Genomic DNA, 11899 nt, shown 5'->3' with positions numbered 1-11899 from the left:
GATCGGTAGAAACTGTCGAGGTCTAAGAAGTCACTGTTCTCCAGGCCCGGCGGTACTCGCGATTACTCCCAGCCCGTTGTTTTCAGGAACGGGCTGGAGTCGCTCTCTCAGATCGTCGACTCGGATCCACTAGGCCAAATCCGTGTGGGTGAAGTCGTTCCCCTTGTAGAGAAGCGGCTGGTTGAACGCTTTTGCGAGGGCGTAGGAGAACGCATCACCCATGTTCAGCTTGGCGGGATGACCCGCCACTTTTCCATACTTCTTTAGCGCCGCGATCGCCTGCGTCCCGATGCTCTCCGAGATGGGCATTTCTTTCGCCCCGATCGCTTCTAAGAGCGCTCCTGTCAAGTCAGCCGCCTGATCAAAGTCCTCGGGGTTAGTGTGGACCGATTGCCGCTTGTCAGCAAAGGATCGAGCGATCCGCAGCGTCGCTTCCATTCGGACGACTGGCGAGATCAATACCTTGCCTTCCGAGGCTTCCAGAGCCTTGAGCATCGCAGGCGCTTCCGGTTCGTTCAGCAAAATTGCGCACAGCGCGCTCGCATCGACAATCATTCATCTTCCCCCCAGAGGTCATCCATGAACGCCTTGTCGTCCGCCTCTCGCGCGCCCAAACCGGCCTTGGCGGCTTGGCGTTGAACTTTGGCAACCCGCTCAGAAAGCGTTTCCCGCTTCTCGCAAGCCTGAATGCCAAGCTCCAAGGCTCTCCGTACCGCTTCGGTCTTGGTCTTTGCGCCGGATGCCGCAAGGTAGCGCTCAACCAGAATGTCAACGTCCGGGTCTTTGATGTAGAGCGGCATGGTATATCCTTTTTGGAATATTGAGTATATAATGGCCGGGATATACCTTCAAGCTCAGTTGTAAGGCCTCTAGCCATTCAGGTGACGCCTTCCTGACCGCCTTCACCACTTATGAACTCCTGTGAAGCACTTGAGAGACAAGAAGGACTTCAGGTGCCCCATGAGTGACCCCCGACTGAGACTCTCAGTGAAAGCCAAAAATTGGAGGATGAACGACGAAAGCTCCGAGGAGGCGGATGCTGAATTCGGTCTTGTGCGCCGTAAGGCCCTCGAGCGAGATGACAACACCTGTCAGCTCTGCGGCTTCAAATCCAAGAAGTGGCAGGAAGTTCACCACGTGAATGATGATCACTCGGACAACCGCCCGGACAACCTTCTGACGGTCTGCAGCTATTGCCATATGTGCCAGCACATCGGGCTCGCGGGTCGCAACGAAGAGGCCGTGTTGATCTGGCTCCCTGAAATCCCGCAGGGACACCTGCACCACATCGTCAGGGCCATCCAGGTGTCCTTGCGATGGGCGGAAACCGCCACTCAGGCACGTCAGGTGAAACCGGACACGCTGCGGTCGGCACAAACCATCGCAGATGGAGCCCGAAAGCTGCAGGCCGAACTTCGAGCCCGTGAGGACCATGCGGAGGCGCGTCTTGGAACATCGGATCTCCTCGACCTCGCGAACATCATGCTCGCCATGCCGGACGACATCTACGAACGCCGCGGAGAGATGCTGCACGGCTTCCGCATGCTGCCGCTAGGGGTACGCCAAAACGGCAACGAGAACACCATGGACAAGATCGTAGACAGCTGGATGGACCCCGGCGGCCCGTTCGTGAGCATGAAGCCGCAAACCTGGCTCGGCATTCTGAAATCCGCGATGCGCGAGTGAAAGAGATAGGACGCATACAAAGTGGCAGATAACGACGGCATCACGCGCAGGTTCGGCTACGTCGCCTTCGACAGCGAGAGCGAGCCGGCAGAAGGCTTCGCTTCGGTAAGCGGACAGCCGGCCAAACGCATTTCCAGCATCTATGAGTTGCCAACAGATGTCATCTGGTGGACCAACATTACCTTCGACGCCTTCTACAAGAAGTCCGATGCATGGCGCAGCCCCTGGCTACGGCACGACAAGTACCTGGTCGTGTCTCCAAAGGACGTCCTCAAAGAGTGGGGGATGAACCCCAACGACACGGAGGTCACGCAGGCGGCTCCGATCATTTCAGAGTTTTTCTCCCGCATCATGCAGATGAGCTTCCGGCTCATCAGGGATGTGAACCCGCGCTCGCGGATGGAGGACGTCTTCATCGGGCGTTTCCTGCGCGAGGACATGCGCTGCGTCCTGCCGGAGGCCGAGTACCCCAAATCGGAGGCCGCCACGATCATCAAGAGTGGCAACGCCTGGCAGGAGTTCACACAAACCGGTGTCTCACCTGTTCGCGGCGGCCGCTGGGTCATGCTGCGCCGCCCGCGGGTGTCCTATGCCCAGGAGATGTTCCACACGCCCATTCCAAGGGGTCCGTTCGAATTCTACGGACGCAGCGAAATCAGGTCGGTCGCCAAGGACAAGATGAAGTGGGTGCTGGAGAACGAAAACCCCTGCATCGCCGAGGTAACCATCAACCGGATCGACGGGGACATCGCACCGATCTACGGCTTCGGCAACGCCATGGAGAAGGAGAAGCGGATCGCACGGAGCTGGGTGGCCCATCCGGAACTCGTCGTCATGGACCACTTCACCTCAATCGACATCAAGTCGCTCTACATGGGCGCCGAGTATGACCTCCTGGGGCCCAACCTGCCCGAGCCGGTGAAAGACTTCCTGTCGTCCAAATACACTGAAATCTCGTGGTCGGCCGGCGTGGTTGCAGAGACCCTGTGGAGGGCCTGCGCGCTGGGCGAGGAGAAGTCCAAAGTTCAGGGCGAGGATCGCGCACACACGAGCTGGCAGGGCGTCTGGATCAAAGGCGCGGATAAGGCCAACATGTTCCTGACCGCCATGCAGCTCGCGGAGAAGGGCTTTTCCGTGGTCTCCTACGGCCTAGGCTGGGTGCGCGCCGCCGTGCTCGAGGAAGACATCCCGGACCTGATCCGCCACGGCCTCACGCTCGGCCTGCTGCCGCAGATCAGCGATCTTCCAAAGGGACTCTTCGCGAACGACCGTCAAGTGCCCTGGAAAGGCGACGTCAGCTCAATGGCCCTCGCTCAGTTCACCCTGACCGGGAACCGGGACCTGCTTTGGGGCATGGACACGATCCCGCTCCTCGGCCGGAAGCAGCGCAAGCAGACCTTCATCGAGCTTATGAAGAAATATGGGGGCCGGTGAGCGAAAGCTTCAGAGCGAGCCGATAGCCGACCGCAAAGAAGATGCGCAGGAGTGCTGGCGGACGTCCGAAGGCGGCAAATTCAAAGGTCGCGGTCTCCCTGCGCTTGGATCCTGAAGGCGTGGCGCGCTTCAAGGCGGATGGCCCCGGGTGGCAGACTCCCATGAACCAGGCCTTGCGGGACGCTGCCGGATTGAGTTGAGCGTCGGTCGCGCTAGTGAGCAGCGCAATCAGACCTAGCGCCATTGAGACCGACCGAGTGTCAGGGGGCGTATAGGCTAGCTCGTCGCTTCCCATGGGCGCCCGCCAGCAACAGGAACCTCACATTCGGGGTGGTCCCGCGCGAATATGTCGGCGGCAACAAAGGCGTCGCGAGGGATTTCCGGATAGTCTTCGACCAGATACCTCGATGGTATCCCCATTCATCAGCCGCCCCCGGATCGCATAGACCGGGATGCGCGTATTCTTGATGATCGGCACCCCGCCGAAGATGTCCGGATTCACCGTGATGTGCTCTGAAATCGGTGCTTCGAGATCTGCCATTGCGCTCTGCTCTTCAGGTGTTGCCGGATAGGGCCGCCAAAATGACAGCTAATAGAAACAGGAACAAGGCGACAATCGCTACAAGCCCCAACCAGGCGCCAAACGGGTTCTCCCGGCGGATGCTGCCGAATGCTCTAAGGTACTGTTGTACGACTTCACGCAATGCAACCTCCTTTCGGTTGGGGATGCGGACTGCGTCCTTGCTTCAAGATGGCACCATCACAGCACCTCCACCAGCCCCGTGATGCCATCCATGGTCTTGAGCTTGCCCTCCACAGCATTGGTGATCAGGAACTTGCCATTCAGGAGCTTGCCGCCCTCAAACTTGTCGGCCTTCATCAGCTCAAGGCGCACCTGGCTGACCCCCGACGCTTCCTGATCGGTTTCTGCCTTCACCTGCTCGAGGTAGGCATTCAGCTGTGCAAGTCCTGAACGGATCCGGATCGCGTCAGCCTTTGCAACCGCCTCGACCTTTTCAGATTCAGAGATCTGCCCGTTCTTCAGCTTCCGAGCAGCCTCGACCTTGATCTTGGCGCTCTCCGAGGTGTCTGCGAACTCGTTCATATCACAGCGGATGGTCAGGTCCCCTCTCACATCCTGCGCGATCTCATCGGCAAGGACGATGTCCCGAAGGAAGAGGCTGCTGTTTCCCTCTCCGTCTTCCCGCACGATGTTCACCCGCATCACGACCGGAACCTTGTTGGCGATCGCTGTCTTGCCGATCTCATGGACCTTGTTCAGCGAGGGGCCCTGATTGTCAAACCTGGGCGGGAAGAACATCGCCGTGATCGGGCTCATCTTCTCATTGCCGACCAGCCGCAGGTAGCGGTTACCCTTCCGGGAGTCCTTCACGAACACACCGTCAAGCATCACGCAGACAAGCTTGCCGTTGGCCTCTGCAATCTCCTGCTCGTCCATCATCGCGTAGTGCTCCAGCAGGGGTTTCACACCCTTGCGGCGGAGCTTCGGAAGATAGTGATCGATCGGGTGTTCCTTGAAGTAGAACCCCACGACCGAGAACTCACGCTCGAGCCGGTTGCCCCAGTCTTTCATCTCCACGATGTCTGCAGGCAGGTTGTCTTCCAGCATGCCGCCACCGAACATGCTCGCCTGCCGTTTGTCGTTCTTGGCATTCTTCAGATGCCAATTGATCTCGGCAACCGCCCTTCGGGCGTTGTCATCGAGGCCATCGAAGGCTCCTGCCGCCGCAAGGCTTTCCAGTGCGGACTTGTTGAAGTGCCCTGCCCCGCGCGACGCGAAATCCTTGAGGCTCGAGAAGACTTTCTGATTTCTCGCCTCGAAGAAGGCTTTCATCTCCCCCGAGATCCCCTTGATCGCCGTCAGGCCAAAACGGATGCCGAAGCCCCCTTCGGACTTTCTGTCCGCCTCCGGAGAAAAGAAGCCGATCGACGCATTGATGCAGGGGGGCAGCATCTCGATCCCGAAAGCTGCCATATCGTCCTTGATCAGGGCCATCCTCTCGGCCTTCTCCTCGTAGGACAGCAGCGACGCGAAGAACTCGGCCGGGTAGTGACACTTGAGCCAGGCCGTTTGGTAGGCCACGTAGGCATAGGCCGCGGCGTGCGACTTGTTGAAGCCGTAGCCAGCAAACTTCGCGATTGTATCGAACAGCTCATTGGCCTTGGCCTTCGACGTGCCGCGTTTGGTGGCACCCTCGACGAATTTGGCGCGCTGGGCGTCCATTTCAGATGCGATCTTCTTGCCCATTGCCCGGCGCAAAAGGTCCGCACCGCCAAGGGAGTATCCGGCGACCTCCTGGGCCACGCGCATCACCTGCTCCTGGTAGATCATGATCCCGTAGGTTTCTTCCAGGAACGGCTTGGTGCGATCGACCGGCTCGGGATAGTTGGGCTCAGCCTTGCCGTTCTTGCACGCGGCGTAGTGCGGGATGTTGTCCATCGGACCTGGTCGGTAGAGCGCGTTTACGGCGATAAGGTCTTCGATCCGCGTCGGACGGACGTCGCGCAGAACCTTCTGCATGCCGCCAGATTCAAACTGAAAGACCCCAACAGATTTGCCCTCGCGCATCATCTCGTAGACCGCATCGTCGTCGAGCGGGATTTTCGAGATGTCGATGTCCTCGCCCCGGGTCTGCTTGATGAAGCCCAGCGCGGTCTTGATCACGGTCAGGGTCTTCAGCCCGAGGAAATCGAATTTCACGAGGCCGGTGTTTTCAGAGCCCTTCATGTTGAACTGGCTCACCGGCATCTTTGCTTCCTGGTCCCAGCGGATCGGAACCAGATCATGCAGCGGGCGATCACCGATGATCACGCCGGCAGCGTGCATCCCGGTCGATTTATAGACCCCTTCAACCATCCGGCTGCGATCATAGAGGGCGCGCATCTTTGGCGAGCTGTCGATCTGCTCACGGAAGTCCTGAGAGTTTTCATAGGCGTCCTTCAGCGCCATCGGCTCCGGGCTTCCATCCTTGTTCGGAAGCATCTGGGTAAGCGTGTTGAGCTCGCCAAAGCCATAGACGCCGTATTGCGGATGCACCAGCGCCCGGGCGACGTCCTTCAGGGCCGTCTTCGACTTCACCTCGCCGAAGGTGTTGATCTGCGAGACCTGTTCCTCGCCGTACTTGCGCTGGACGTACTTGATGACCTCATCACGCCGGTCCTTGCAGATGTCGATGTCGAAATCGGGCATGCTGACCCGCTCGGGGTTGAGAAAGCGCTCGAACAGCAATCCGAACTCGAAAGGATCGAGATCGGTAATCAGAAGGGCCCAGGCCACCATAGAGCCTGCGCCCGACCCGCGGCCGGGACCAACAGGGATGTCCTGTTCCTTGGCCCACTTGATGAAGTCGGAAACGATCAGGAAGTATCCGGGGAAGCCCATGTTCTCGATGATGCCGAGTTCATAGTCGAGACGCTTGGAATACTCGGCCCGCTTCTCGTCAGTCAGCCCGCGATCCTTGAGGCGATCTTCCAGACCTTCTTCGGCCTGGCGACGCAGCTCTTCGATTTCGCTGGTCTCGCCATCGGTGAAGCTGGGAAGGATCGGAGCACGGTCGGTCACCATGAAAGAGCAGCGCTGGGCGATGTAGTTGGCATTCTGCAGGGCCTCCGGCATGTCGGAGAAGAGCCCCTCCATCTCATCCCGGCTCCGCATGTGGTAACGGCCCTTGAACACCCCACTGACGCCATCATCGCTGATTTCGACCTTGCGGCTCTGCTTGATCGCTTGGAGGATTTCGAAGGCCACGTGCCGATCCTCCGTCGTGTATCGCACCTCCGATGTGCCGACCGCAGGGATACCCTTGAACGCGGTTCCATCCGCATGCTTGCCGCCGAACTTGGGGTTGATCGCCAAGCTCACCAGAGCCTGATCGATTTCAGGATCATCCATCTCGGTGCCTGAGCGGTTGATCTGCAGATAGAAGCGGTCACCAAATCGCGCCTGCAGGAAGCTCGCCATCTGCTCGGCCTGCTTGTCCAGCCCCTTCTGCAGCATCCGAACAAGCACGCCATCCTCGCCTCCGCTCAGCGCGATGACCCCTTCGGTGTGCTTGGCAAGAGACTTGCCCTTGACGATGCCATCGCAAACCCCGTCCTCGTTCGGGTGCTGCGCTTCGATCATGAGGCGACAGATGTTCTTGTAGCCTTCCTCGTTCATCGCCAGGAAGACCATGTAGCCTGTGTCATCCGGTTTTTCGCCGAACTGAAGTCTGAGCTGAACCCCGAGGATCGGCTGAATGCCCTCCTTCTTGGCGAGCTTGGAGAACTCGTAGGCCCCATACATGTTGTCACGATCCGTGAGCGCCAGTGAGTGGGCTCCCCCTTCCTTCGCAGCCGCGAGCAACGCAGGCACCTTGGATGTGCCTTCGTAGAAGGAATAGTGGCTCTTCACCAGCAGATGCGTGTGCATGGGGACTCCGTTATCTCGATCTATTCTTTATTGACTCCAAACCCAAATGTTGTCAACATGTCGGGCAAGAAACAAAGGATAGATAATGCTTGATCTAAGTTTCCTCGATGAGGATCAACGATCGGCCGTCACGGCGCGCGATGGCGTGGTGAAAATTGCCGCGGGCGCTGGCACTGGGAAGACCACGACTCTGAAATATCGCATTGCCTACCTCCTTGCGGAAGGTCGGGCTCAGCCGCATGAGATCATGGCGGTGACCTTCACCAACAAGGCTGCCGAAGAAATCAGAGAACGCGTGGAGGCAGTCGTCGGAGATGACGCCCACAGCGTCCGCATGGGCACCTTCCACTCCCTGTCGCTGCGTATTCTGCGCAAGTATGCCGAGATGACAGGTCTGGAGTCTGGTCGCTTCACCATTCTCGATGACGATGAGGTCAAGCAGGTGATGGAGGAGGCACTGACCCTGTCTGGCGCCTATCCCGCCTTCGAAGAGCCCCGCAAGCCTGATGGCATGGCCCCGTCTGTGCATGCCGATCAGGTCAAGCGCGAGAAGGCTCTGCACGACAAGGATCGACGCGTCTTTCTCAAGGAGGCCATGAAGCAGATCCTGCGGTGGAAGGAATGCGGGCTTCATATCGACGAGGCGCTCAAGACCGAACACCTGACCGCCGAAAACCAGCAGTTCGTGACGATCTACGAGGAGTATCAGGAGCTTCTCAATATCAAGAACATGTGCGACTTCGCCGACCTGCTGCTGCGCGTCGTGCACCTGTTCGACACCCATCCTGATATCGCCGAGAAGGAAAGCGCACGGATCAAGTACTTGCTGGTGGATGAGTTTCAGGACACCAACATGCTGCAGTTCCGGTGGCTCAAGCATCTCTACCGGCACTCCGGCAACCTGTTCGGTGTGGGCGACTTCGATCAATCGCTCTATTCGTTCCGAGGCAGTGCTCCCCAGATCATGCAAAGGCTCGACGAGGAATACCCTGTCGAGGTAGTGCTGAAGACGAACCGCCGATGCACGCAAGAAATCCTGAAACCGGCTAATATGCTCGTGGACGTCAACGACCGTCCCGACCCCAAGCTGCTGAACTCCGAAAGGTCCGGCGCCCCGGTGAAATACGTGGAGGCGGGAAACGACTTCAGTGAAGTCAAAGTGGTGGTCAAACACATCCAGCAGCTCATCGGGAACGGCGCCGAGGTGAATGAAATCGCGATCATTGCTCGGGCGGGTTACGTCCTCAAGCCCTTCGAGAAAGCCCTGATGTCCGCAGGCATCCCCTACTTCCTCACCGGAGGCACCTCCTTGCTTGACCGCGAAGAGGTGAAGGACATGCTCGCCTTCGTGAAGGTTGGCGTGGACCCCTACAACGAGATCGCATTCCAACGGATTGCCAACAAACCCAGCCGCGGATTGGGCCCAACCACCGTCAAGGCGATCCTGGACGTGGCCACGGGCCAGCAGGTTCCCATCCACGAAGCGTGCTTCCTAATTGCGTCCCGCGCAGTGGACAGCAACGTCGGTAAGTCCAAGATCGCCGTGGTGGCCGCCCTTGGTGAAGTCCTGTCGGAGTTGAGTGCCGCCATCGAGATGGACGTGTCGCCGAAGCTCGTGATCGACATGGCCTACGAGGATACCGGCTACCGCGAGTTCATCGCTGAACGGAAGGAGGATGACAAAATCAGAGTCTCTCGCCAGGAGAACATCGACTTCCTGCGCCAGCTCTCCGGACAATTTCAGGATATCGTGGAGTTCATGCAGGAGTTCTCCCTCATGACCGATGCTGCCAAGGAAGAGGATGGCGTTCGGATCAGCACTATTCACGCCTCCAAGGGTCTGGAGTATGACCACATCATTCTGCCAGCTTGGGAACAAGGCATCCTGCCCTCCCAGAACTCGATTGACGAGATCGCGGGTGATATCGACGACCCGTGGGTTGGCCCTCCGATCGGCGGGATCGATGAAGAGCGGCGGATCGCACATGTCGCCCTGACCCGGGCGCGCCATACCGTGATGGTGACGGGCGCGAAGATGCGAAACAAGAAGCGAGCCAAGCCGTCCGATTTTCTGCGCACCGCAGGCCTGGCCGGAGGCCGCCACGGCTACGATCCGATGGAGGAGTGCTACGACCAGGATGGTGGTCCCGAATGCTCAGGCATCACCTTCAAAAAGCCTGCCAAAGGCAAGGTGAAGCGGCCGCTCGCAGGGAGAACCAGGCTTTCCCGCCTCAAGAGCCGGAGCTCAAGGGCACCAGCGCAAGGGCTTCAGTAGACCATACGCTCATGGGCCGGCAGGGTATCCTCCGGCCCATGATCAGGCGACGTTCTCAGTCGGATGAATTTCAATTGGTCGGCCACTGACTTTCAGATGGTCGGCTTCTGACTTTCAATCGGTCGGGATCGGATCGCTCACCAACGCCAGGGCTTCAGCTAAGACATCTTCGTGGGCCGGCTCCACCCGGATGAAGATACCAGCCGGCCCGTCGACGCAGACCTTGTAGGTCTGGTGGCTGACCGTCATCCTGTCATCGGTGTAGACAATCCCGTTCAGGGCATCTGCGAATGACTTCTCGAGGTTGTCGAGATCGCCATCTCCCTGGGCAACTGGCCAGGTGTCATCCGCTCCCTCGAACATGAAAACTGCCGTGACCTTCACTGGTCCCGGGAATGGATCGCGCCCCCGCATGGCGAGCCCCGCCGCCTGCGCCACCGCCTTTTCGAATGCCTTGGTTTCCTTGGTGGTCACCGTCTTCATCCGCAGGCGACGTACGAATTCCTCGATGTTCCCCTTCGCCTCGCGAAAAGCTTTGCGCATGGATCTCTCGTCGAGAAACGTCCGCGGCCGGTGCTTGGGTTGTGGCTTGAGCGGAACCAGGAAGCTTATCGCGGACCTGTCGTCATCCGAGGAGGCGGCAACTCTTCCCTTCTTGGCTGGGCTCTTCAGTTTCGCCGGGGTGTTCGTTCTTCCCTTGATCCCGAGCCGTGCCGCCTCGGCCCTCGACAGCTTCAGTGTCATCTGCTTCCTACCTCTTGGCCTCGTAGGCCCGCATGCCTTCGAGCGCATCGGACACGATCGATCGTGCTGCCAGTGAGGTACGGCTCTTTCGTGCAAGCAACTGCGTTCCTAGGCCAAGCGGGCAGCCCAACTCGAAATATCGTGCGGAATAGGCCTCGATTTCTTCATCCAGCGATACCCACCGAGAGCTCTTCAGTACCAGGTCCATCATGCTGGCCGCCTCGATGGATACGACCTGTGCTTGGAGATTGGCAGCTGCCTTGCATTCGTCACTGGCCTCGTAGGCATCGATCCGGGACACCATCTCCGAGAACTCAGCATCCAGGCTCGCTGAAAAAGCCTCCGCCTCAGCGACAAACCCCGGGCCCATAGCTTCCATGAGCAAGGCGCGGCCTTCCGGGAGAGGGACAGGCTCCTGCCGGACGTAATTTGCGTAGACATCCCATACAACGAAGAGCAAGGCCGGAAGAAGAAGCAATTTATTCATACTTGAAAGAATAGATTGCTTGGCGTATGAATGTCAACACTCATCAAGGACTAAGTATAGATGACGCAAAAGCTCCGCGAAATCGCTCTCGATACGGAAACCACAGGTTTCAGCTTCAGCAAGAACGGCGACCGTATGGTTGAGGTCGGGTGCGTCGAGCTTCTCAATATGGTTCCCACAGGCCGTGAGTTTCACGCTTACATCAATCCCGAACGTGATGTCCCCTTCGAGGCCGAGAAGGTCCACGGCCTGTCGACGGAGTTTCTGAAGGACAAGCCTGTCTTCAAGGATATCGCCAAGGCGTTGCTGGATTTCATCGGCACGTCTCGGCTGGTGATCCACAATGCGCAGTTCGACATGGCTTTCCTCAACGGAGAGTTCCAGAAAGCAGGCTTCCCTCAGCTTGGGAACCCCATCGCCGACACACTGATCATCGCTCGCAAGCAGTTCCCGAACAAGGGGAGCCACACGCTCGATGCGATGCTCAATCACTACAAGATCAACAAAGACAGCCGCGCCGATGGGCACGGAGCCATCATCGATGCCAAACTGCTCGCCCAGGTGTGGCTGGAGCTAAACGGCGGTGCGAACTACTCGATGAGCCTTCCGGCCGCCACGCCGGGCAAGAGAAGGTCTCTTCTGGCGCGGCGCAGGAGCCCGGTCGTTGCTGGCGCGGGTAATCAGCCTGATCAAACGAAGTCCGAGAAAGATCAGCGCCCGGCTCCGACCGCAAAATCTTCCGAACTGCGATCAAAACTCGTCGTGGTTAAGCCCAGTGAAACTGAAGTCTGCGATAACAGGGCATTCAGAGAAGCAAATGGCTTTCCGCCAAGAGGTTGAT

General features: G+C 58.7%; 12 protein-coding genes. 5 read left to right on the top strand and 7 right to left on the bottom strand.

Going from position 1 to position 11899, the window contains the following annotated elements:
• Positions 1-129 precede the first annotated feature (129 nt).
• On the bottom strand, positions 130-555 hold the full coding sequence (locus G0D83_RS25565) for a type II toxin-antitoxin system VapC family toxin (RefSeq protein WP_164197386.1): 426 nt from the start codon (positions 553-555) through the stop codon (positions 130-132).
• Entirely contained in the window at positions 552-800 is a 249-nt protein-coding gene (locus G0D83_RS25560; protein WP_164197385.1) for a type II toxin-antitoxin system VapB family antitoxin, read from the bottom strand. Before G0D83_RS25560 ends, G0D83_RS25565 begins: the two co-directional genes overlap by 4 nt.
• 208 nt (positions 801-1008) lie before the next feature.
• On the opposite strand from G0D83_RS25560, the gene G0D83_RS25555 reads away from it, so the two are divergent.
• From G0D83_RS25555 to G0D83_RS25545, 3 genes are read left to right on the top strand one after another with little or no spacing between them, the layout of a single operon-like run.
• Positions 1009-1686, top strand: coding sequence for an HNH endonuclease (locus G0D83_RS25555; protein ID WP_164197384.1), 678 nt, complete (start codon positions 1009-1011; stop codon positions 1684-1686).
• Positions 1687-1707: 21 nt separating this feature from the next.
• Entirely contained in the window at positions 1708-3120 is a 1413-nt protein-coding gene (locus tag G0D83_RS25550) for a hypothetical protein (RefSeq protein WP_164197383.1), read from the top strand.
• Positions 3121-3161: 41 nt separating this feature from the next.
• The gene (locus G0D83_RS25545; protein ID WP_164197382.1) at positions 3162-3320 is read left to right on the top strand and encodes a BrnA antitoxin family protein; all 159 of its coding nucleotides are present in this window, start codon (positions 3162-3164) and stop codon (positions 3318-3320) included.
• 119 nt (positions 3321-3439) lie between these two features.
• Here the strand turns inward: G0D83_RS25545 and G0D83_RS25540 are convergent, their stop codons facing one another.
• The 3 genes from G0D83_RS25540 to dnaE are packed head-to-tail and all read right to left on the bottom strand — an operon-like array spanning position 3440 to position 7552.
• A complete protein-coding gene (locus G0D83_RS25540; RefSeq protein WP_203595658.1) occupies positions 3440-3661 on the bottom strand; it encodes a DUF433 domain-containing protein in 222 nt (73 codons plus the stop codon).
• A 13-nt stretch (positions 3662-3674) separates the two neighbouring features.
• The gene (locus tag G0D83_RS25535) at positions 3675-3824 is read right to left on the bottom strand and encodes a hypothetical protein (RefSeq protein ID WP_164197381.1); all 150 of its coding nucleotides are present in this window, start codon (positions 3822-3824) and stop codon (positions 3675-3677) included.
• A gap of 56 nt (positions 3825-3880) precedes the next feature.
• Complete coding sequence (gene dnaE / locus G0D83_RS25530) at positions 3881-7552, bottom strand: DNA polymerase III subunit alpha (RefSeq protein ID WP_164197380.1); 3672 nt, start codon at positions 7550-7552, stop codon at positions 3881-3883.
• Between the two features lie 85 nt (positions 7553-7637).
• On the opposite strand from dnaE, the gene G0D83_RS25525 reads away from it, so the two are divergent.
• A complete protein-coding gene (locus G0D83_RS25525; protein ID WP_164197379.1) occupies positions 7638-9827 on the top strand; it encodes an ATP-dependent helicase in 2190 nt (729 codons plus the stop codon).
• A gap of 114 nt (positions 9828-9941) precedes the next feature.
• On the opposite strand, the gene G0D83_RS25520 is transcribed toward G0D83_RS25525, so the two are convergent.
• Positions 9942-10571 carry a RusA family crossover junction endodeoxyribonuclease gene (locus G0D83_RS25520; RefSeq protein WP_164197378.1) on the bottom strand — a complete coding sequence of 210 codons (630 nt, stop codon included), beginning with the start codon at positions 10569-10571 and terminating at the stop codon, positions 9942-9944.
• Positions 10572-10578: 7 nt separating this feature from the next.
• Positions 10579-11058, bottom strand: coding sequence for a hypothetical protein (locus G0D83_RS25515; RefSeq protein WP_164197377.1), 480 nt, complete (start codon positions 11056-11058; stop codon positions 10579-10581).
• Positions 11059-11118: 60 nt separating this feature from the next.
• Here G0D83_RS25515 and dnaQ point away from each other — a divergent pair, with 60 nt between their 5' ends.
• Entirely contained in the window at positions 11119-11898 is a 780-nt protein-coding gene (gene dnaQ, locus G0D83_RS25510; protein ID WP_164197376.1) for a DNA polymerase III subunit epsilon, read from the top strand.
• Position 11899 lies beyond the last annotated feature (1 nt).

Source organism: Salipiger sp. PrR003, assembly GCF_010500785.1.
Lineage (GTDB): Bacteria > Pseudomonadota > Alphaproteobacteria > Rhodobacterales > Rhodobacteraceae > Salipiger > Salipiger pacificus_A.
The sequence above is the reverse complement of the archived record's forward strand: the minus strand, read 5'-3'. Positions and strand labels throughout refer to the sequence as shown.